At 67.9% G+C, this 20,591-nt stretch carries 17 protein-coding genes; 11 read left to right on the forward strand and 6 right to left on the reverse strand.

All coding sequences use genetic code 11. The annotated features are described in order from the left end of the window. Positions 1-42: 42 nt before the first annotated feature. The 4 genes from G4D77_RS07780 to xseB form a co-directional block, all read right to left on the reverse strand. Entirely contained in the window at positions 43-1,125 is a 1,083-nt protein-coding gene (locus tag G4D77_RS07780) for a TRAP transporter substrate-binding protein (RefSeq protein WP_016452489.1), read from the reverse strand. Between the two features lie 264 nt (positions 1,126-1,389). Beyond that, positions 1,390-3,270, reverse strand: a complete 1,881-nt coding sequence (dxs, locus tag G4D77_RS07785; protein ID WP_154835067.1) for a 1-deoxy-D-xylulose-5-phosphate synthase — start codon at positions 3,268-3,270, stop codon at positions 1,390-1,392. Positions 3,271-3,473: 203 nt separating this feature from the next. Continuing rightward, positions 3,474-4,424 carry a polyprenyl synthetase family protein gene (locus tag G4D77_RS07790; protein ID WP_154835069.1) on the reverse strand — a complete coding sequence of 317 codons (951 nt, stop codon included), beginning with the start codon at positions 4,422-4,424 and terminating at the stop codon, positions 3,474-3,476. A gap of 8 nt (positions 4,425-4,432) precedes the next feature. Beyond that, positions 4,433-4,669 carry an exodeoxyribonuclease VII small subunit gene (xseB, locus tag G4D77_RS07795; protein WP_016448932.1) on the reverse strand — a complete coding sequence of 79 codons (237 nt, stop codon included), beginning with the start codon at positions 4,667-4,669 and terminating at the stop codon, positions 4,433-4,435. Between the two features lie 340 nt (positions 4,670-5,009). Here xseB and G4D77_RS07800 point away from each other — a divergent pair, with 340 nt between their 5' ends. From G4D77_RS07800 to flhC, 5 genes are all read left to right on the forward strand, one after another. Next, positions 5,010-6,149, forward strand: a complete 1,140-nt coding sequence (locus G4D77_RS07800) for an aromatic ring-hydroxylating oxygenase subunit alpha (RefSeq protein ID WP_016448933.1) — start codon at positions 5,010-5,012, stop codon at positions 6,147-6,149. Between the two features lie 337 nt (positions 6,150-6,486). Continuing rightward, positions 6,487-7,392 (forward strand): DMT family transporter, encoded by a 906-nt coding sequence (locus G4D77_RS07805; RefSeq protein ID WP_016452492.1) that lies wholly within the window; start codon positions 6,487-6,489, stop codon positions 7,390-7,392. A gap of 93 nt (positions 7,393-7,485) precedes the next feature. Then, complete coding sequence (locus G4D77_RS07810; RefSeq protein ID WP_047325849.1) at positions 7,486-8,394, forward strand: sulfurtransferase; 909 nt, start codon at positions 7,486-7,488, stop codon at positions 8,392-8,394. Between the two features lie 319 nt (positions 8,395-8,713). Continuing rightward, on the forward strand, positions 8,714-9,040 hold the full coding sequence (gene flhD / locus G4D77_RS07815) for a flagellar transcriptional regulator FlhD (protein WP_012204159.1): 327 nt from the start codon (positions 8,714-8,716) through the stop codon (positions 9,038-9,040). A gap of 27 nt (positions 9,041-9,067) precedes the next feature. Further along, positions 9,068-9,610: a flagellar transcriptional regulator FlhC gene (gene flhC / locus G4D77_RS07820; protein WP_016448936.1), complete on the forward strand. Its 543-nt coding sequence runs from the start codon at positions 9,068-9,070 to the stop codon at positions 9,608-9,610. Positions 9,611-9,646: 36 nt separating this feature from the next. Here the strand turns inward: flhC and G4D77_RS07825 are convergent, their stop codons facing one another. Both G4D77_RS07825 and ppc read right to left on the reverse strand, forming a co-directional pair. Beyond that, a complete protein-coding gene (locus tag G4D77_RS07825) occupies positions 9,647-11,755 on the reverse strand; it encodes an EAL domain-containing protein (RefSeq protein ID WP_016448937.1) in 2,109 nt (702 codons plus the stop codon). Positions 11,756-11,881: 126 nt separating this feature from the next. After that, positions 11,882-14,731 (reverse strand): phosphoenolpyruvate carboxylase, encoded by a 2,850-nt coding sequence (ppc, locus tag G4D77_RS07830; RefSeq protein WP_154835071.1) that lies wholly within the window; start codon positions 14,729-14,731, stop codon positions 11,882-11,884. Between the two features lie 112 nt (positions 14,732-14,843). On the opposite strand from ppc, the gene hemC reads away from it, so the two are divergent. The 6 genes from hemC (at position 14,844) to G4D77_RS07860 (ending at position 20,528) form a co-directional block, all read left to right on the forward strand. Beyond that, positions 14,844-15,782: a hydroxymethylbilane synthase gene (gene hemC, locus G4D77_RS07835; RefSeq protein WP_074921588.1), complete on the forward strand. Its 939-nt coding sequence runs from the start codon at positions 14,844-14,846 to the stop codon at positions 15,780-15,782. Between the two features lie 13 nt (positions 15,783-15,795). Next, entirely contained in the window at positions 15,796-16,605 is an 810-nt protein-coding gene (locus G4D77_RS07840) for a uroporphyrinogen-III synthase (RefSeq protein ID WP_034365390.1), read from the forward strand. Further along, positions 16,602-17,744, forward strand: a complete 1,143-nt coding sequence (locus G4D77_RS07845) for a uroporphyrinogen-III C-methyltransferase (RefSeq protein ID WP_034348890.1) — start codon at positions 16,602-16,604, stop codon at positions 17,742-17,744. The genes G4D77_RS07840 and G4D77_RS07845 overlap by 4 nt, the downstream gene beginning before the upstream one ends. A 19-nt stretch (positions 17,745-17,763) precedes the next feature. Beyond that, positions 17,764-19,071 carry a heme biosynthesis HemY N-terminal domain-containing protein gene (locus G4D77_RS07850; protein ID WP_046986500.1) on the forward strand — a complete coding sequence of 436 codons (1,308 nt, stop codon included), beginning with the start codon at positions 17,764-17,766 and terminating at the stop codon, positions 19,069-19,071. 198 nt (positions 19,072-19,269) lie between these two features. After that, positions 19,270-19,863, forward strand: coding sequence for a cytochrome b (locus G4D77_RS07855; RefSeq protein ID WP_016452500.1), 594 nt, complete (start codon positions 19,270-19,272; stop codon positions 19,861-19,863). Between the two features lie 92 nt (positions 19,864-19,955). Continuing rightward, on the forward strand, positions 19,956-20,528 hold the full coding sequence (locus G4D77_RS07860) for a YceI family protein (protein WP_016448944.1): 573 nt from the start codon (positions 19,956-19,958) through the stop codon (positions 20,526-20,528). The last annotated feature ends 63 nt before the right edge of the window (positions 20,529-20,591 follow it).

The raw sequence follows: 20,591 nt of genomic DNA on the forward strand, positions 1-20,591 counted from the left end.
GGCATGGACCGTCCTTGTGCGTGCTGCTGGCTGCAGACCTGCTTACAGCTTGGCCGTGGTCATGTAGCTGTTGTAGCGGAACTCCGAGAAGCGCTCCCACAGCAGCTGGTCGCGCTGGAAGGTGCGCAGGCTCTGGTTGATCTTCTTGAACATGGGCGACTTGGCGTCATGCTCGGCCATGATCTCCATGACGGCCTTGTAGCCGGCATCCATGAAGTCCTTGGGGAAGGCCTTGAGCTGGGTCTTGTCGGCCACCAGCTTCTTGAGCGCCACGGGGTTGTTGGCGTCGTACTTGGCCGTCATGTCGCGTGCCGCCACGTTGCAGGCCGCATCGACCATGGCCTTGTACTCGGGCGACAGGGCCGCATACGCCTTGGTGTTGATGAAGAACTCCAGCTCGGCGCCGCCTTCCCACCAGCCGGGGTAGTAGTAGTAGGGAGCGACCTTGTTGAAGCCCAGCTTCTGGTCGTCGTACGGACCCACGAATTCCACGGCATCCAGCGTGCCCTTTTCAAGCGCCTGGTAGACCTCGCCCACGGGCATGTTCTGGGCGACGACGCCAAGCTTGAGCATGGCGTCGCCGAACAGGCCACCGCCCAGGCGCATCTTCAGGCCCTTGAGATCGGCCACCGACTTGATCTCCTTGCGGAACCAGCCGCCCATCTGGGTGCCCGTGTTGCCTGCGCTCTGGCTCTTGATGTTGTACTGGGCATAGAACTCGTCCATGAGCTTGCGGCCGCCGCCGTGCTCCATCCAGGCATCCATCTGGCGGGCGGTCAGGCCGAAGGGCACGGCGCAGCCGAAGGCGAAGATGTAGTCCTTGCCGGTGAAGTAGTAGGGCGCCGTCAGCGCCATCTCGATGGTGCCGTTCTGGATGCCGTCGACCACGCCGAAGGCGGGCATCAGCTCACCGGCCGCATGCACCGAGACTTCGAACTTGCCGCCCGACATCGCCTTGAGCGTCTTGGAGAACATTTCGGCCGAGCCGAAGATGGTGTCCAGCGACTTGGGAAAGCTCGCGGCCAGACGCCAGCGGACCGCCTCCTGGGCGTGGACTGCGGGTGCGGCTCCCACAGCCAGCACGCCGGCGATTCCCGCATGTTTGATGATCGAACGACGGTCCATGAATGTCTCTCCGCGATGTGTTGTCAGTCAGAAAAAGCCACCACCACCCCTTGCTGCGCAAGGTCCGCTGCCCCTCCGAGGGGCCGCTTCTGCCTTGGGGGCCCGGCGGCAAAAAAAACGCACGTTCGCACGTGCATTCACACTGTATCAGGTGGTATCGATTCTAAAAACGCCGCAAAGCAAGCGCGGACGGGGTTTTCCCCCGCGTAGTCCTGCTCGGCATGCGCGATGCGCCCCATCGCGGGGCACAGGCCCGCCCCATCTTCAGGCCACGGCGCGCTCGGGCGCCAGGTGGGCGCGCACCGACGCCTCGATGCCGGCCGCGTCCAGCCCCTGCAGGGCCAGCAGCCTGGCGGGATCGCCGTGCTCGATGAACTCGTCGGGCAGGCCCAGCTGCAGCAGCTGTCGCGTGATGCCGGCAGCCTGCAGCGACTCGGCCACAGCGCTGCCTGCGCCACCCATGATGCAGCCCTCTTCCACGGTGACGATGAGCTCGTGCGTGGAGGCCACCTGGCGCAGCAGTTCCTCGTCCAGCGGCTTGGCCCAGCGCATGTTGACCACGGTGGCGTCCAGCGCCTCGGCTGCGGCCAGCGCGGGATACAGCAGGGTGCCGAAGGCCAGGATGGCGACCTGCTTCTTGGCAGACTCGCGGCGCACCTCGCCCTTGCCGAAGGGCAGGCCCTGCAGGCTCTCCAGCGGGGCCACGCCCACGCCCGCCCCACGCGGGTAGCGCACGGCCACCGGATGGTCCTGCTCGTAGGCCGTGGTGAGCAGTTGGCGGCATTCGCGCTCGTCGGCCGGGCAGGCCATGCTCATGTGGGGGACGCAGCGCACGAAGGCGATGTCGTAGGCACCGGCATGCGTGGCGCCGTCGGCGCCGACCAGGCCCGCACGGTCCAGCGCAAAGACCACGGGCAGTTTTTGCAGCGCCACGTCATGGATCAGCTGGTCGTAGGCGCGCTGCAGGAAGGTCGAGTAGATGGCGACCACGGGCTTGAGCCCCTCGCAGGCCATGCCGGCCGCGAAGGTGACGGCATGCTGCTCGGCAATGCCCACGTCGTAGTAGCGGCCCGGAAAGCGCTTGTGGAATTCCACCATGCCCGAGCCCTCGCGCATGGCGGGGGTGATGCCCACCAGGCGCTGGTCCTTGTCCGCCATGTCGCACAGCCACTGGCCGAAGACCTGGGTGAAGGTCTGCTTCGGGGGCGTGGCCGGCTTGACCAGGCCCACGCTGGGGTCGAACTTGCCGGGGCCGTGGTAGGCCACGGGGTCGGCCTCGGCCAGCTTGTAGCCCTGGCCCTTCTTCGTGACCACGTGCAGGAACTGCGGGCCCTTGAGGCTCTTGATGTTCTCCAGCGTGGGGATCAGCGAGTCCAGGTCATGCCCGTCGATGGGGCCGATGTAGTTGAAGCCGAAGTTCTCGAACAGCGTGGCCGGCACGACCATGCCCTTGGCCTGCTGCTCCAGCCGCTTGGCCAGCTCCAGAAGCGGCGGCACCTGCTTGAGCACGCTCTTGCCCATGTCGCGCGCCTTGGCGTAGAACTGCCCGCTCATGAGCTGGGCCAGGTAGCGGTTGAGCGCGCCCACGGGCGGGCTGATGCTCATGTCGTTGTCGTTGAGGATGACCAGCAGGTTGGCATCGGTCACGCCGGCGTTGTTCAGCGCCTCGAAGGCCATGCCGGCCGTCATGGCGCCGTCGCCGATGACGGCGATGGCGCGGCGGTCCTCGCCCTTTTGCTTGGCGGCCAGGGCCATGCCCAGGGCGGCCGAGATGCTGGTGGAGGAGTGGGCCGTGCCGAAGGTGTCGTACTCGCTCTCGGCGCGCTGCGGAAAGCCCGACAGGCCGCCGAACTGGCGCAGCGACGCCATGCGCTCGCGCCGGCCCGTGAGGATCTTGTGCGGATAGGTCTGGTGGCCCACGTCCCAGACCACGCGGTCGTAGGGCGTGTCGAACACCGCATGCAGCGCCACCGTCAGCTCCACCGTGCCCAGGTTGGAACTCAGATGCCCGCCGGTCTTGGAGACGCTGTCGAGCACATAGGCACGCAGCTGCTGGGCCAGGGTCTTGAGTTCGGCACGCGACAGACGCCTCAGATCCGCGGGATCGTCGATGGTCTGCAGCAGGGAGTAGGTGTTCGTGGTCATGCTAGATATCTTGATGGCCGCAAGACCATCGCCCATATTTTCGTATCAGTTGCCTGTGGCATCGAACGCCACCCTTGCAAGTGGCGCGCCCCCACCAAGGGACACCGAGCAAGGGCCGCCCCGCAGCGAGGGTGTCGTCCCCCTCCCCCGCGAAGCGGGTAGAGAGGGGGAAGGCGCGAAGCGACTCAGGGGGTGCTTCATTGTCAGTGAGTGCGGCTCACGACCATGTCGGCCAGTGCCGCCAGGGCCCGCGTGTCCGGCAGGCCGCTGCGCGCCAGCGCCGCGTGCGCCAGGGCGCACAGCTCGTCGGCATGGGCGCGGGCCTGGTCCAGGCCCAGCAGCGAGACATAGGTCGGCTTGTCGTTGGCCGCGTCCTTGCCGGCCGTCTTGCCCAGGGTGGCCGAGTCGGCCACCACGTCGAGGATGTCATCCACCACCTGGAAGGCCACGCCCAGCGCCTGCCCGTAGTCGGACAGCGCCTGCCAGGCCTGGGCATCCACGCCCTCCTTGCAGGCTGCGCCCATGAGCACGCTGGCATGCAGCAGGGCGCCGGTCTTGAGGCGGTGCATTTCGCGCAATTGCGATTCGCTCAGCTGCAGGCCCACGCTGGCGAGGTCGATGGCCTGGCCACCGGCCATGCCCTGCGCGCCTGCGGCACGGCCCAGCAGCCGGCACAGCCGTGCCTGCAGCGCATCGGGCATGCCGTCAGCCTCGTCGGGCGCGGGCACGAGCAGCTCGAAGGCCAGCGCCTGCAGCGCATCGCCGGCCAGCAGGGCCGAGGCCTCGCCGAACTGCACATGGACCGTGGGCTTGCCACGGCGCAGCACGTCGTTGTCCATGCAGGGCATGTCGTCGTGCACCAGCGAATAGGCATGGATCAGTTCCACGGCGCAGCCGGCACGCACGGCGGCCGACGGCAGGCCGGCCACGGCCTCGGCCGCAGCCCAGACCAGCAGCGGGCGCAGGCGCTTGCCGCCATCGAGCACGGCGTATCGCATGGCTTCGCCCAGGCCGGCCGGCGCATCCACGCCCACCCATTGGGACAGCGCGCTTTCGGTGCGCGCCAGGCGGTCGTTCATCCAGCAGGGAAAATCCAGCGCGCCAAGGCCCGGCGCCTGGGAAACATCGGAAGCGGAAGTCATCAGGGCACTCATGGCAATCTTCAATCCTGGCTCCAAGGGGCCAGGGTCCCCTCGTCTAGCACCTTGACCTGCTCCTGCACCGCGTCGAGCTGGCCACGGCAGTAGCCGAGCAGCTGCGCCGCGCGCTGGTAGCCGGCCAGCATCTGCTCCAGAGGCAGCTGGCCCGACTCGATCTGCGCGATGAGCTGCTCCAGCTCCTGCAGCGCGGATTCGTAACTGGTGGGCTCGGCGGGAGCCTTGGGGGCAGCCTTGGGCATGTGGCGTTGGCAGTGCGTTGTGGGGAACCGACGATTCTAGGCGTCCCTCCGCGACCGCGCCGCCAATAACCGGACAGCCCTTGACAGGCGCAATCGGCCGCTTGCAATACACGTACCGGGCATCCGGAAATAACCCCACGGGCTATAATCCCATTCCCCGCCAAACCGGCCCCTTGCCTAGGCATGCGGTCGGGCTCACCGACAAGACAGGACGCCTCGGGCGCCGCTTGTTTTCAAGTCGTGAAGCCTGTCTCCATGTCCAGGAACGGCCGGTTTTGCTTTTTCCAATCCCGTGCGCACGCGCACCCTCCCTGTGGGGAGTCTTTAGGTCAGGTCATCCATGTCTGATTTAAGTCTTCAACTGCAGCAGGCCGCAAGCCAACTACCAGTTTCCAGCTACTTCGACCCTGCGCTGTTCCAGCGTGAGTTGGAGACCATCTTTCAACGCGGCCCGCGCTACGTGGGCCATCAACTGGCCGTTCCCGAGATAGGCGACTACTACGCCCTGCCCCAGGAAAAGGAAGGCCGTGCGCTGGTGCGCAACGCCAGGGGGCAGGTGGAGCTGATCTCCAACGTCTGCCGCCACCGCCAGGCCGTGATGCTCAAGGGCAGGGGCAACCTGATGACCGAAGGCAAGGGCCATGCGGGGGGCAACATCGTCTGCCCGCTGCACCGCTGGACCTACAGCACCAGCGGCGAGCTGCTGGGCGCACCGCACTTCAGCCACGATCCCTGCCTGAACCTGAACAACTACCGGCTGCGCGAGTGGAACGGCCTGCTGTTCGAGGACAACGGCCGCGACATCGAGGCCGACCTCGCCGGCATGAAGCTGCGCGAGCAGCTGAGCTTCGAGGGCTTCGTGCTCGACCATGTCGAGATGCACGAGTGCAACTACAACTGGAAGACCTTCATCGAGGTCTACCTCGAGGACTACCACGTGGGCCCGTTCCATCCGGGCCTGGGCAACTTCGTGACCTGCGATGACCTGCAGTGGGAGTTTTCCAGGGAGTACTCGGTGCAGACCGTGGGCGTGGCGCCCGGCTTTGCCCGGCCCGGCTCGGACACCTACAGGAAGTGGCACGACGTGCTGCTGGCCTACCGCAACGGCGAGCTGCCCGAACGCGGAGCGATCTGGCTGACCTACTACCCGCACATCATGGTGGAGTGGTATCCGCACGTGCTCACGGTCTCGACCCTGCACCCGCTGGCGGTGGACCGGACGCTGAACGTGGTCGAGTTCTACTACCCCGAAGAGATCGCGGCCTTCGAGCCCGAATTCGTGCAGGCGCAAAAGGCCGCCTACATGGAGACCTGCATCGAGGACGACGAGATCGGCGAGCGCATGGACGCCGGCCGCAGGGCCTTGTACGAGCGCGGCGACAACGAGGTCGGCCCCTACCAGAGCCCCATGGAAGACGGCATGCAGCACTTCCATGAGTGGTATCGCGGCGTGATGGGCGACGCAGTCCCCGCACGCTGATCGGCTCCGGCTCTTCCGACGGCCCGCATTCGTGCGGGCCGTCTGCATTGGGCCTCCGGCATTGGGCCTCCTGCATCGGGCCGCCTTCATCGAGCGGCAGGCCCGCCGCACAGCTCTTCTGAATGCAAGCGCCCTGGTGTGCCCAATGGGCAGGGCTGGCGACTGCAATGCATCCCGAGGCAGACCCAATGTCTTGGCTTATGCAATACAGTGCCTTGCGCGTGCCCCTGCCGCGGCCCCGGGCCGTAGACAGCCAGGCGGCATGCGCCAAAAACAAAACCCAACCCTTTTCTCGTCCAGCGCCGCGGTCCTTGTGCGGCTCTATCCGGTCATTAATATGCAAGCCCTGTGGATGGTGGCGGCCGCATTCGTCTTTGCGGTCATGAGTGTGTGTGTGAAGTTCGCCTCCCAGGATTTCAACGCGGCGGAGATCGTCTTCTACCGCGGGCTGGTCAGCATGGTGGCGCTGTGGTGGCTGGCGCGCCACCAGGGCATTTCGCTGGCCACGCGCTACCCGCGCGAGCATGCCTGGCGCAGCTTCGTGGGCGTGACTTCCATGGGCGCCTGGTTCTACTCCATCGGCCACCTGCCGCTGGCCACGGCCGCCACCTTCAACTCCATGAGCAGCATCTGGATGGCGGTGTTTCTGATCGGCCAGGGCCTGCTGCTGCGCCACCAGCTGCGCCGCCAGCCCGAATCGCATGCGCTGCGCGCACTGCCGCCGTTTCCCTGGAGCCTGGTCGCCACCGTGGCCCTGGGCTTCGTGGGCGTGATCCTGGTGCTGCGCCCCAGCGCGGCGCCGCAGGAATTCGTGGCCAGCGCGGGCGGCCTGATCGGCGGGGTGTTCGCCGCCATGGCCTATATGCAGGTGGCCACGCTGTCGCGCATGGGCGAGCCCGAGGCGCGCGTGGTCTTCTACTTCGCACTGGGCTCGGCCGTGGCCGGCGCCCTGGCCATGTGCTTCACGGGCGTGTCCGCCTGGCCGGGCTGGCGCGCGCTGTGGCTGCTGCCCGTGGGCGTGCTGGCTGCCGTGGCCCAGGTCTGCATGACGGCGGCCTACGCTTCGGCCGGCAACAGCCGCAATACCCTGGTGGTGGCCAATCTGCAGTACTCGGGCATCGTCTTTGCCGCCCTGCTGAGCCTGGCGCTGTTCGGCGAAAGCGTGCCGCTGATCGGCTGGGCCGGCATCGTGCTGATCGTGGCCAGCGGCGCACTGGCCACGGCCCTGCGTTCACGCGGCTGACGGCGACGGCCCGCCTGGGGCCGTCGCATAATGGATCGGACCTTTTGCCGCAGGCGCACCGCCGCCTGCGCTGGCTTTCGGAGTTCCGCATCCATGACATCCAACACCTCCTCCTACCAGACCCTGATCTCCGTCCAGGAACTGGCCGCGCTGCAGTCCGGCGGCCGTCCGCTGATGGTCTTTGACTGCAGCTTCGACCTGGCCCAACCCGCAGCCGGCAAGGCGCAGTACCTGCAGGCGCATATTCCCGGCGCCGTCTTCGCCGACCTGGACCATGACCTCAGCGCAAAACACGGCGTGCCCGGCGCACATGGCAGCGTGGCGGCCAGCGAGCAGGCCGCCTCGGGCGGCCGCCACCCGCTGCCCAGCCGCGAGCTGTTTGCCATGTGGCTGTCGGAGATCGGTTTTTCCAACGACATGCAGGCCGTGGTCTATGACCGCAACGGCGCCAACTACTGCGGGCGCCTGTGGTGGATGCTGCAGTGGGCCGGACATGGCGATGTGGCCGTGCTCGACGGAGGTCTCCAGGCCTGGCAGGCCGCAGGCCAGCCTGTGGCATCGGGCGAGGAAAGCGCGCGCTTTCAGTCCAACTTCGAGCTGCACGAGCCGCTGCAGCAGCTGGTGACGGCACAGCAGGTGCTAGATGCACTGGGCAGCGCAGGCCAGACCGTGGTCGATGCGCGCGCGCCGGCACGCTATCGCGGCGAAGTCGAGCCGCTGGACCCCGTGGCCGGCCATATCCCGGGCGCACTGAACAGGCCCTTCACCGAAAACATTGCGGCCGACGGCCGCTTCAAGCCCGCCGCCCTGCTGCGCGCCGAGTTCGACCGGCTGCTGGCCGGCCGCGATCCGGCCAGCGTGGTCCACCAGTGCGGCAGCGGCGTGAGCGCCCTGCCCAACCTGCTGGCCATGCGCATTGCAGGACTGCCGCCGGCACGGCTTTTCGCGGGCAGCTGGAGCGAGTGGTGCAGTGACCCGAAGAGGCCGGTGGAGCGCGGCTAATTCGGCTTATGCCCGCCCCTGGGAGGCTGCACAATGACAGCACTGTGTCAAAAGGCCGACATGCAACAACACCACTGTAGCGGCCTGCTCCCAGGCCCCCGGACGGCAGAGGCCGGGCGAAATCGAGTCATCCAAACCTTGCTACAGGTGTAAGGTAAATCTTACAAACGCCGTCTCACAACCAGACATCCGGCGCAGACCTGCCCCGACTTCAACGGCCAGGGACCCTCCTCCACAATCCATCCCAACAGATCGCAACAGGTTGAACATCTTGTTTCTACCCCGGTGTTGCGGCTGCCGAGATGCAAAGGATGGTCCTATGAACAATGAACAGCTGCTTGCCGAAATCCGCGAAGCCAACCTCACTTACCTGATGCTGGCCCAGACCCTGATCCGCCAGGACAAGGCGGAAGCGGTGTTCCGCCTGGGACTGAACGAAGAATCCTGCGACCTGCTGGCCGCGCTGTCGGCAGCCCAGGTGCTGAAGCTGGCCTCGCGCAATACCCTGCTCGCCAGCTTCCGCGTGGACGACGAAATGGTCTGGAGCTTGCTGACCAACCACAGCAGCAACAAGATCGGCAACGGTGCGACCAATACGCTGCACGCCAACATCCTGATGGCCAGCCGCGTTTCCGAAGTCCTCTGATCCGCCCGAAGAACTCTGGAGCCCGCCATGTCCACCGCCGTCAAAAGTGTCCTGAACGAGTCCAAGCAGATCGAGCGTGCCGCCATGCTCATCGAGATGGGTGCACGCATGCAGGTGCTCGAATCCGAGACCACGCTGTCCTACGAGCGCCTGATCCGCCTGTACAAGGAGATCGCCGGCAAGTCGCCATCCAAGGGCCAGCTGCCGTTCTCGACCGACTGGTTCCTGACCTGGCAGGAGAACATCCACAGTTCGCTGTTCCTGAATATCTACGAATACCTGTCCAAGGGCGCCGAGCTGGATGCCGTTGAACAACTGACCAAGGCCTACCGTCTCTATACCGAGCAGATCCAGGCCGCCGAGCTGGAGGCGCTGCTGTCCTTCACACGCGCATGGCGCCTGGTGAAGTTTGTCGATGCGCAGATGCTGACCCGCACCCAGTGCTCCGTGTGCAAGGGCCAGTTCGTGACCGAGCCCTACGAGAACGAGCGCCACTACCAGTGCGGCCTGTGCAATCCGCCCGCACGCGCCGGCAAGAGCAAGAGCGCCGGCTCGCTGATGCTGCATTGAGCCCCTGCATCGCCGCAGCGATGCACCAGCACGGATTCAGACCGTCTCGCCGCCTGCCCTGGCGGCGCAGTCGCTGGCGAACTGCGGCAACTGCTCTCCCGGCAGGGCCCGGCTGAAGTACCAGCCCTGCACCAGCAGCTCGCCCTCGAAGCCCAGGGCCTGCAGCTGCGCCTGGGTCTCCACGCCTTCGGCCACCACGTTCAACTGCAGCGCCTCGCAAAAGCGCAGCAGGCCGTCCAGCACCAGCGCGCCCTTGGCATGACCGCTGGCCACGACGAAGCTGCGGTCGATCTTGATGGCATCCACGTCGAACTGGTGCAGGTAGCTCATGGACGAGAAGCCGGTGCCGAAGTCGTCTATGGCCACCTTGGCGCCCAGCGCGTGGATCTGGCCTATGGCCTTGCGGATCGCCTCCACATCACCCACCAGCGCTTCCTCCGTGATCTCCACGCCCACCTGGCCCCTGGCCTGCGCCAGCAGCATCAGCAGGCGCGAGCAGTACTCGGGCGATGTCAGCGTGGCGCCCGTGACATTGATGCTGATCGGCAGGGAAAAACCGTGCTGGCGCCACAGCCGGCATTGGCGCACGGCAGCGCCCGCCACCCACAGATCGACCTCGCGCATCAGGCCGGCATCACCCAGCCAGCGCAGAAAGCCGCCGGGCTGCTGCAGCCTGCCCTGCGAATCGTGGGCGCGCAACAGGGCCTCGCAGCCCAGGCACAAGCCGCTGCGGTGCGAGACCTGAGGCTGGAATTCCAGGTGGAATTCGTACTCGCTGATGCGGCGGATATGGGACAGCATGGTCTCGCGCCGGGCCTGGGTCTCGTGCGCCAGCACCAGCGGATCGCGCGTGACCAGGCCTGCCTCCTCGGGCAGCCGGGAGAACGTGGTGTCCAGCGCGCGCAGCACGATGGCGCCATCGTCCTGGCCCAGCCGGTCGATGGAGCGCACATAAGGCGCATAGACCAGCGCCCCCAACACCGTCAGCGCCAGTTGCAGCACCACGGCGCCCATGTCGCCGCCCGTGCTCACGTAGGCATTGAAGACCACGGGCGCGGTCAGGGGCAGCACCATCGAGGCCGGAGCCACCCAGCCGGCCTGCACCACCGTGACGGCCACGACCAGGTTGATGGCGGGCACCGCCAGAAAAGGCACGAGCAGGCGCAGGTTCAGGATGACCGGCAGGCCGAACAGCAGGATCTCGTTGACGTTGAGCAGGGAGATGGGCAGCGCGGCCAGCGCCAGCATGCGCAGGCCGCGCCCCTTGCAAAACAGCAGCACGGCCAGCGCCAGTGACAGCGTGGCCCCCGAGCCGCCGATGAAGACGAAGGACCCCATCAGGCCGCCGTTGAGCGCCCAGGGCGCCACCAGCCCCTTGGCCACGGCGGCGGCGTTGGCCAGCACGGCCTGGTCCAGCACCTGGAAGAAGGGTTGCATGGCGTAGTAGCCCTGCACGCCAAAGAACCAGAGCACGGAATTGAGCAGCGTCAGCGTCAGCCCGCTGCGATAGGGGCTCTCGGGGGTGGCGATGGCCAGCGGCAGTTCGGCCTGGGTGATATCGGGCAGCACCTGCTGCAGGCCCAGCAGCAGCACCACCAGCAGCAGCGCGACGATGGAGCCGGGCACGACCAGGTTCATCACCTCGCGTACGTTCTCGCCCACAAAGCCCGTGCGCGCAATGCGCGTCCAGCGCATGGCGCTGAGCCTGGCCATCAGCGGCACGGTGATCAGGGGCGAGGCTATGGCGATGAACAGCACCAGCGTGGCGGCCGCGCGCGGATGCTCGCGCAGCAGGAAGATGGCCATCTGCACATGGGCAAAGCACAGAAAGGTCACCGGCAGGCGCGGCAGCCTGTGGCGTATGGAGAGCATGTAGCCGATGGAGGCGGCCACCAGCAGCGGCAGGATGCTGCCGATCTGCGCATGCAGGCCCGCAAGAAGCTGCACCACGGGCTCGGGCTGGCCGGACATCTGCGCCAGCGCCGACAGTATGAGAAACAGGGCCGAGACCAGCAGGCATGGGACCAGCCAGAGCAGGCCTTCGCGTATGGCCCGCATGGAGTTGGCACCGGCCAGCCTGGCCAGGCGCTGCGTCAGGAACAGTTGCATGTCCGGGAACCCCGGCCATGGCGTCTTGTTGCCCATAAGCTCCCACCCTTCACTTCCCGGCAGGAGTCATGCGCCCCTGTCCGAAGCACATCCTACACGGCGGCCGGCCGGCGCCCTGCGCATGGCGGCGCGAGGGGCCTCCCGGCCCGCTCGCGCCCTCGATCAGCCCGTATTGCGCACGCCGGCCGCAATGCCATTGATCGACAGGTGGATGCCGGTCTTGATGCGCTCATCGGTCTGGCCGCCGCGCCAGCGGCGCACCAGTTCCACCTGCAGATGGTGCAGCGGATCGATGTAGGGAAAGCGGTGGCGGATGGAGCGCGCCAGCGCCTCGTTGTGGGCCAGGCGCTGCTTGTCGCCCGTGATGCGCGCCAGCGCATCGACGGTGCTGTGCCACTCGGCCTCGATGGCGCTGAAGATGCGGCGGCGCAGGCGTGCGTCCGGCACCAGGTCGGCATAGCGCGAGGCCAGGTTCAGGTCGCTCTTGGCCAGCACCATGTCCATGTTGGACAGCAGGGTGCGGAAGAACGGCCACTGGCGGTACATCTTCTGCAGCAGGGCCAGCTGGGCCTTGCCATCCTTGCCCGGCTGCCCGATGAAGGCCTGCACCGCCGCGCCGAAGCCGTACCAGCCCGGCAGCGTGAGCCGGCACTGGCCCCAGCTGAAGCCCCAGGGAATCGCGCGCAGGTCCTCGATCTTCTGCGAGGGCTTGCGCGAAGCCGGGCGCGATCCGATGTTCAGCTCGGCAATCTCGCGGATGGGCGTGCTGCTGAAGAAGTAGCTGGTGAAGCCGGGAGTCTCGTACACCAGGGCGCGGTAGGCACCCATGCTGGCATCGGACAGAAACGCCGCCGCGTCCAGGAAGGCGCGCGTGGCCGGCTTGGTTGGCTGCAGCAGCGTGGCCTCCAGCGTGGCGGCCACCAGGGTCTCCAGGTTGCGCCGGCCGATCTCGGGGTTGGCGTACTTGGAGGCGATGACCTCGCCCTGCTCGGTCAGCCGGATCTGGCCGCGCACGGTGCCCGGGGGCTGCGCCAGGATGGCCTGGTAGCTGGGGCCGCCGCCACGGCCCACCGTGCCGCCGCGGCCATGGAACATGCGCAGGCTGATGCCATGGCTGTCGGCCAGATCATCGAACAGCTCGACCAGCGAGATCTCGGCGCGGTACAGCTCCCAGTTGCTGGTGAAGATGCCGCCATCCTTGTTGCTGTCGCTGTAGCCCAGCATGATGTCCTGCTCGCCGCCGCTGCGCTGCACCATGGCCGCCACGCCGGGCAGCTGGAAGTAGCGCCGCATGATGGGCGCGGCGCTGCGCAGGTCGCCGATGGTCTCGAACAGCGGCACGACGATCACGTCGCAGACGGCGCCGTCGTCCAGCGTGCCGCGCAGCAGCCCCGCCTCCTTTTGCAGCAGCAGCACTTCCAGCAGGTCGCTGACCGACTCGGTGTGGCTGATGATGCAGTGGCGTATCGCCTCGGCGCCCAGGGTCGCGCGCAGGCGGCGCGCGGCCTCGAAGATGGCCAGTTCACCGCGCGCATGCTCGGAATAGTCGGCGCCCACCACGCGCAGCGGCCGCGCCTCTTCCAGCAGGCGCACCAGCAGGGCGCACTTGGCGTCTTCCTGGAGGCCCGAATAGTCGGGCTCCAGGCGCGCGGTGGCCAGCAGCTCGGCCACCACCTCCTCATGCTTGTCCGAACTTTGGCGCAGATCCACGGTGGCCAGGTGGAAGCCGAAAACCTGCACGGCGCGCATCAGCGGACGCAGGCGCTGGGGCGCCAGCACCTCGCCATGGTTGCGGCTGAGCGAGTCGTCGATGACGCGCAGGTCGGCCAGGAACTCTTCGGGCGAGGCATAGGCGTTCTGCGGCGCCACGGCATGGCGCGCGGCCTCGCCGCCGGTCAGCACCTTGAGCGTGGCGGCCAGGCGCGCGTAGATGCCGGTGAGCGCGCGGCGGTAGGGTTCGTCGGAGCGGTGCTCGTTGGTGTCGGGCGAGCGCTCTGCCAGCGCCTGCATCTCGGGCGTGACATCGGCCAGGCGCTGGGACAGCGACAGCTCGCCGCCCAGGTAGTGCACCTCGCGCAGATAGTGGCGCAGCGCCACGTCGGCCTGGCGCGACAGCGCCAGCTCCAGGCTCTGGGCCGTGACATTGGGGTTGCCGTCGCGGTCGCCGCCGATCCAGTGGCCCATGCGCAGGAAGCTGTGCACGGGCAGGGTGTTGCCCAGCTCCTGCTCCAGTTGCGCATACAGCTTGGGAATCTCGCGCAAGAAGGTGGCTTCGTAGTAGGACAGCGCGTTTTCGATCTCGTCGGCCACGGTGAGCTTGGAGTAGCGCAGCAGGCGTGTCTGCCACAGCTGGCTGACGCGGGCGCGCAGCTGGGCCTCGTTGCGTTCGAGTTCGCGCGGGGTGAGCGCGTCCTTGGCGCTGTTGTACAGCTGGGCGCGGGCCACGATGTCCTCGCGCGCGGCCAGCAGTTGGGAGATGTCGCGCTCGGCCACCAGGATGCTCTGGCGCTGCACTTCCGTGGGATGGGCCGTGAGCACGGGCGCCACATAGCTCCTGGCCAGCGTCTGCGCCACGGTGCCGGCCGAGATGCCGGCCCAGCGCAGCCGCGCCAGCGCCACTTCGATGCTGCCTTCCTGCGTGTTACCCGCGCGCTCGTGCACGGCGCGGCGGCGGATGTGGTGGCGGTCCTCGGCCAGGTTGGCCAGATGGCTGAAATAGGTGAAGGCGCGGATCACGCTCACCGTCTGGTCCGTGGTCAAGCCCTTGAGCAGGCGCTTGAGCGCGCGGTCGGCGGTCTCGTCGGCATCGCGGCGGAAGGTCACCGACAGCTGGCGCACCTGCTCGATCAGCTCGAAGGCCGCCACGCCTTCCTGCTCGCGGATCACATCGCCCAGAATGCGCCCCAGCAGGCGTATGTCCTCGATCAGCGGCAGGTCCTTGTCCGTCTTGCGGACAGGCTTGTCATCACGCCTGTCATCTCGCGCATTGCTCTTGCGGGGGGCGGTGGCCATCAACGAATCTCCTGGAATCGGTCAGCGTATCGGTTTGCTTGGGCTTCGGTCCTGGTGCCGGGTTTACTGCGGCGCAGCATGCTAGCATCCCGCGCTCCCCCCGAGGCTCCTGATGAATACCAAACCACTGATCCCCCACTCCATCGTGATCGCCACGCGCGAGAGCCAGCTGGCACTGTGGCAGGCCGAGCATGTCCAGGCACTGCTGCGCGCCCGGGGGCATGAAGTGGAATTGCTGGGCATGACCACCAAGGGCGACCAGATCCTGGACCGCACGCTGTCCAAGGTGGGCGGCAAGGGCCTGTTCGTCAAGGAACTGGAAGTGGCGCTGGAAGAAGGGCGCGCCCACATCGCCGTGCACTCGCTCAAGGACGTGCCCATGGAGCTGCCCGAAGGCTTTGTGCTGGCCTGCGTGATGGAACGCGAAGACCCGCGCGACGCTTTTGTCTCCAATCGCTACGCCGCGCTGGCCGAGCTGCCGCAGGGCGCCGTCGTCGGCACATCGAGCCTGCGCCGCCAGGCACTGCTGCAGGCCCTGCGCCCCGACCTGAGGATAGAGCCGCTGCGCGGCAACGTGAACACCCGCCTGCGCAAGCTGGACGAAGGCCACTACGACGCCATCGTGCTGGCCGCCGCAGGCCTGATGCGCCTGGGCCTGGCCGACCGCATCCGCGCCAGGTTCGAGCCCGCCGGCATGCTGCCTGCCGCAGGCCAGGGCGCGCTGGGCATCGAGGTGCGCGCCGACCGCCAGGACCTGATCGACGCCCTGGCCCCGCTGGCCCACCAGACCACCTGGCTGACCGTGACCGCCGAGCGCGCCGTCAGCCGCTGCATGGGCGGCAGCTGCTCCATGCCGCTGGCGGCGCACGGCACCTTCGACGGCCAGCAACTGCGCCTGGACGCAGCCTGGGGAGACCCGGAAGGCCGGCTGCCGCTGGTGCAGGTGCACGCCGATGCCACCGTCACCGACTTCGCCAGTGCCGACGCACTGGGCCAGCACGTGGCTGCGCTGCTGCAGGCGGCGGGCGCCCAGCCGGTCCCCAAGCTCTAGACGGCACGCCCACATGCCACCGCGCATACTCGTCACCCGCCCGGCCCATGACGCGGCCGCGTGGGTGGATGCGCTGCAGGCCCGGGGCCTTCCGGCCCAGCCGCTGGCGCTGATGGCCATAGGCCCCTGCCGCGATGCGGCCACGCAACAGGCCTTGCAGGCCGCCCGCAACGCGCTGCGCGAAGGCCCGGGCTACCGCGCCGTGATGTTCGTCAGCGGCAACGCCGTCCAGCATTTCTTCGGCACCGACCCCGCACGGCTTCCGGCCTCCACCCGCGCCTGGACGCCCGGCCCCGGCACCGCCCAGGCGCTGCTGGCCCTGGGCATTGCGCCAGCACAGATCGACGGCCCGCCACCGGACGCCGCCCAGTTCGAATCCGAAACGCTATGGCAGCGCGTGCATGACCAGATCCATGCGGGCGACCGCGTGCTCATCGTGCGTGGCGACAGCCAGGCAGGAGCGCCCAGGACCGTGCCGGCCACGGCAGGCGCCGGCCGCGACTGGCTGGCCGCCCGCCTGCGCGAGGCAGGTGCCCAGGTCGAAATGCTGGCCGTGTACCAGCGCGAACTGCCTGCCTGGGATGCAGCCCAGACGGCACTGGCACGCCTGGCGGCCGAAGATGGCACGCTGTGGCTGCTCAGCAGCGCCGAATCCGTTGCCAACCTGCAACAGCTCCTGCCGGGCCAATCGTGGCAAAAAGCGCGAGCGCTCGCTACGCACGAGCGAATCGCTGCCCAGGCAAGACACATGGGATTCGGAGATGTCAAGCAATGCCGGCCCGCTCTGGAGGACGTGGTTGCGTCGATAGAATCGTCGCCATGAGTTCCGACGCAGCGCAAGACCGCCCCACCCCGCAGGACCTAACGCCCGCATCCTCCGCAGCAGCCTTCGCAGCCGGCTCCGCCCAAAGCAGCCCCGCTGCAGAACTGCGCGGCGGCTCCTCGGCCCTGGTCTACGGCGTGGGCGCCGTGGCCGTCGCGGCGCTCATTGCCTGCGGCATGCTGTGGCAGCGCCTGGGCAATATCCAGGAACAGCTGGCGCGCCAGTCCGCGCAGTCCGGCTCCCAGTCGGTCGAGGCCCGCACCCTGGCGCGCGATGCCCAGGACCTGGCCCGCGATAGCGCGGCGCGCACCTCGGTCATGGAGGCGCGCATTGCCGAGCTGTCTCTGCAGCGCACGCAGCTCGACGAACTCCTGCAAAGCATGTCGCGCTCGCGCGACGAAAACCTGGTGGTGGACATCGAATCCTCCATCCGCCTGGCACAGCAGCAGGCCGAGCTGTCCGGCAGCCTGCAGCCGCTGGTGGCCACGCTCAAGAACGCCCGCCAGCGCATTGAACGCGCCGCCCAGCCCCGGCTGGCCCCGGTCATGCGCGCGCTGGACCGCGACCTGGAACGGCTGGCCCGCATGAGCGTGACCGACACCGCCGGCCTGCTCACGCGCATCGAGGACCTGGTGCGCCTGGTCGACGAGATGCCCCTGCTCAACGCCGTGGCTCAGCCACGCGCCAGCCGCCATCGCGGCGTGGCCGGCCAGGCGGCCCGCCAGCCCGAGCCCGCCCCCATCGAGGGCAGCCCCACCGAATGGCGCTGGTGGCAATCCTGGGGCGAGCGCGGCTGGACGGCCGTGCGCGAAGAAGCCCAGGACCTGCTGCGCGTCAGCCGCATAGACCACCCGGACGCCATCCTGCTGGCGCCGGAACAGGCCTATTTCCTGCGCGAGAACCTCAAGCTCAAGCTGCTGAACTCGCGCCTGGCCCTGCTGTCGCGCCAGTGGGATGCGGCGCGGGCCGACCTGGCCGCTTCCGGGATGGCCGTGAACAAGTACTTTGATCCTGCCGCGCGGCGCACCCAGATCGTGCAGGCCCAGCTGCAGCAGATCCAGGCCAATCTGCGCACCACCGAACAGCCTGCGCTGCAGGAAACCCTGGCGGCGCTGGCAACAGCGGCCGCAGGCCGCTGAGCAGCCGGGAGACAGACGAATGCGCGCTGCACTGTGGTTGATCGGTTTGTTCGGCATGGCCGTTGCGGCCGCCTTGTTCGCGGGCTCCAACCAGGGCACGGTGACCCTGTTCTGGGCACCCTACCGCCTGGACCTGTCACTGAACCTGGCCATTGCCATCATCGTGCTGGCCTTCGTGCTGCTGTATGCCGCGCTGCGCGCGCTGGCCGCGCTGCTGCAGATGCCGCACCAGGCGCGGCGCTGGCGCAGCCAGCAGAAAGAGCGCGCCATGCACCACAGCCTGCTGGAAGCCCTGTCGCACCAGCAGGCCGGCCGCTTCCTGCGCGCACGCAAGTCCGCGCTGGCGGCCCTGGCCATGGAAGAGTCCCTGGCCGAGACCCATGCCGCCGTGCCGCACGGCATGCGGCTGCGCGCCGCCGCCCACATGGTGGCCGCCGATGCCTCCCATGCACTGCAGGACCGCCAGCAGCGCGACCACCATTGGCGTGAGGTCCTGGCCAACGCACCGGCCCAGGGCAACGCCCAGGAGCAGGAAATGCGCGAAGGCGCACAGATGCGCGCCGCGCGCTGGGCCCTGGACGACCGCGACGCATCCGACGCGCTGCGCCGCCTGGCCGAACTGCCCCAGGGCGCGGCACGCCGCACGATCGCGCTGCGCATCCGCCTGAAGGCATCGCGCCTGGCAGGCCAGACATCGACGGCGCTGGACACGGCGCGACTGCTGGCCAAGCATCGCGCCTTCTCGCCCGCGGCCGCGGCCAGCGTGGTGCGCGGCCTGGTACTGGAGAGCATCAACGAGGCACGCGACACCACGCAGCTGCAGCACTTCTGGCTGTCGCTGGACACGGAAGAGCGCGCCATGCCCGAGATTGCGCTGCCGGCCGCATCGCGCCTCATGGCCCTGGGCGGCGAGGCCGCCCAGGCCCGTGCCTGGCTGCTGCCCGTGTGGGAGCGCCTGCTGTCCCACGCAGGCCCGCGCAGCGAATCCCACCTGCCGCGCCTGGTCCAGGTGCTGGAGCCCTGCCTGGACGGCCTGGACGGCGCCTGGCTGGCTCGCATCGAGGCGGCCAGCAATGCCCATCCGCGCGAAGCCCGCCTGCAATACCTGGCCGGCATGGCATGCGTGCAGCGCCAGCTCTGGGGCAAGGCCCAGCAGCTGTTGCTGCGCGCAGCCCCCCACCTGCAGGAAAGCGCACTGCGCACCCGCGCCTGGCAGCGCCTGGCCCTGATGGCCGAGCACCGCGGCGATGCCGATGCAGCGGCTGCCGCCTGGAAGCAGGCAGCGCAGTCCGTGGTCGTGCTGCCTGCCGATCCGACCCGGCCCTGAGCCCTCCGCGCGGCACGGCGAGCCTTCATCTTTTTTGAATCGAGCCGTCAATACCGCTGAACTCTTTTGGATTTGCCGCTTCCTACACTGCACGTTGTCCGCAGTGCACGAAGTCCACGCAGAGCGCACCGCACCCTTTCTTGCCATCCAGGGCCCCTTTGCAGGGGCCCTGAACGGTTCCAAAGCCTGCCGCCATCCATGACAGAGTCCTCAGCCCGCGCCAACGCGCCAGCAAAATCCTCCTCCAAAGCCACGCGCTACAACGGCGTGGCCATGGCTGCCCACTGGCTGCTGGCCCTGGGCCTGATCGCCGCCCTGGCCCTGGGCTGGTACATGACAGGCCTGCCGTTCTCGCCCTCGCGCCTGAAGCTCTACAACTGGCACAAGTGGCTGGGCGTCACGCTGTTGACGCTGAGCCTGCTGCGCCTGGTCTGGCGCATCACCCATCGCCCGCCCGAGCTGCCCGCCGCCGTGGCCCGCGCCATGCCCCAATGGCAGCACTGGGCCCACAACGGCACCCACCACGCCATGTACCTGCTGTTCTTTGCCGTGCCCCTGCTGGGCTGGGCCTACAGCTCGGCGGCCGGCTTTCCCATCGTCTTCCTCGGCGTGCTGCCCCTGCCCGACTTCGTGAGCGCAAGCCCCGAGCTGGCCGAAACCCTCAAGCCCCTGCACGGCTGGGCGGCCTGGGCCCTGGTCGCGCTGATCGCCATGCATGTGGGCGCCGCCCTCAAGCACCAGTTCATCGACCGCGACGGCCTCATCTCGCGCATGCTGCCGGGCCGCGCCTGAGTTTTCTCCCCCAGCCAGGGCCTGCGCACCGCGCTGCGCGCGCCCCAGCCATCCCCGATCGAATGTTTCCCGCCCCCCAAAGGAGTCCTGCCATGCGCTTTTCCGCCACGCTGACCACCATTGCCCTGGCCGCTGCGGCCCTGACCTCCCAGGCGGCCCTGGCCGAGCAAAAGCTCGTTCCCGCCCAGAGCGCCGTGAACTTCACGGCCAAGCAGATGGGCGTGCCCCTGCAGGGCCACTTCAAGAAATTCGATGCCCAGGTCCAGTTCGACACGGCCAAGCCCGACACCAGCAAGATCCGCTTCACCGTGGACACCGGCAGCGCCACCATGGGCGCCAAGGAAACCGATGCCGAGCTGCCCAAGGCCGATTGGTTCAACGTCGCCAAATTCCCGCAGGCCGTCTTCGACTCCACGGCCGTCAAGGCGCTGGGCGGCGGCAAGTACCAGGTGGACGGCAAGCTCAGCATCAAGGGCCAGGTCCAGAACGTGAGCATTCCCGTGCAACTGGCACAGTCCGGCACCACGACCACGGCCACCGGCACGCTGCCGCTCAAGCGCCTGCAGTTCAAGATCGGCGAAGGCGAATGGGGCGATACCTCCATGGTGGCCGACGAGGTCCAGGTGCAATTCAAGCTGGCCCTGACCGGCGTGGGCAAGCTGTAAGCGGCACTCTTGCCCAGCATTGGCCCTTTTCTTTTCCGTTTCGTGCAACCCCAACCTAGGAGT

It is taken from the genome of Delftia sp. WY8, assembly GCF_018437695.1.
In the GTDB taxonomy this organism is placed as follows: Bacteria; Pseudomonadota; Gammaproteobacteria; order Burkholderiales; family Burkholderiaceae_C; genus Comamonas; species Comamonas tsuruhatensis.

Bases quoted from the DNA above. Each gene is read 5' to 3' on its own strand.
- G4D77_RS07805 (WP_016452492.1), top strand. From the start codon at position 6,487: ATGCAAGCCCTGTGGATGGTGGCGGCCGCATTCGTCTTTGCGGTCATG.
- dxs (WP_154835067.1), bottom strand. From the start codon at position 3,270: ATGACCACGAACACCTACTCCCTGCTGCAGACCATCGACGATCCCGCG.
- G4D77_RS07800 (WP_016448933.1), top strand. From the start codon at position 5,010: ATGTCTGATTTAAGTCTTCAACTGCAGCAGGCCGCAAGCCAACTACCA.
- flhC (WP_016448936.1), top strand. From the start codon at position 9,068: ATGTCCACCGCCGTCAAAAGTGTCCTGAACGAGTCCAAGCAGATCGAG.
- G4D77_RS07860 (WP_016448944.1), top strand. From the start codon at position 19,956: ATGCGCTTTTCCGCCACGCTGACCACCATTGCCCTGGCCGCTGCGGCC.
- G4D77_RS07845 (WP_034348890.1), top strand. From the start codon at position 16,602: ATGAGTTCCGACGCAGCGCAAGACCGCCCCACCCCGCAGGACCTAACG.
- ppc (WP_154835071.1), bottom strand. From the start codon at position 14,731: ATGGCCACCGCCCCCCGCAAGAGCAATGCGCGAGATGACAGGCGTGAT.
- G4D77_RS07790 (WP_154835069.1), bottom strand. From the start codon at position 4,424: ATGAGTGCCCTGATGACTTCCGCTTCCGATGTTTCCCAGGCGCCGGGC.
- flhD (WP_012204159.1), top strand. From the start codon at position 8,714: ATGAACAATGAACAGCTGCTTGCCGAAATCCGCGAAGCCAACCTCACT.
- G4D77_RS07855 (WP_016452500.1), top strand. From the start codon at position 19,270: ATGACAGAGTCCTCAGCCCGCGCCAACGCGCCAGCAAAATCCTCCTCC.
- G4D77_RS07810 (WP_047325849.1), top strand. From the start codon at position 7,486: ATGACATCCAACACCTCCTCCTACCAGACCCTGATCTCCGTCCAGGAA.
- G4D77_RS07840 (WP_034365390.1), top strand. From the start codon at position 15,796: ATGCCACCGCGCATACTCGTCACCCGCCCGGCCCATGACGCGGCCGCG.
- G4D77_RS07850 (WP_046986500.1), top strand. From the start codon at position 17,764: ATGCGCGCTGCACTGTGGTTGATCGGTTTGTTCGGCATGGCCGTTGCG.
- G4D77_RS07825 (WP_016448937.1), bottom strand. From the start codon at position 11,755: ATGGGCAACAAGACGCCATGGCCGGGGTTCCCGGACATGCAACTGTTC.
- hemC (WP_074921588.1), top strand. From the start codon at position 14,844: ATGAATACCAAACCACTGATCCCCCACTCCATCGTGATCGCCACGCGC.
- xseB (WP_016448932.1), bottom strand. From the start codon at position 4,669: ATGCCCAAGGCTGCCCCCAAGGCTCCCGCCGAGCCCACCAGTTACGAA.
- G4D77_RS07780 (WP_016452489.1), bottom strand. From the start codon at position 1,125: ATGGACCGTCGTTCGATCATCAAACATGCGGGAATCGCCGGCGTGCTG.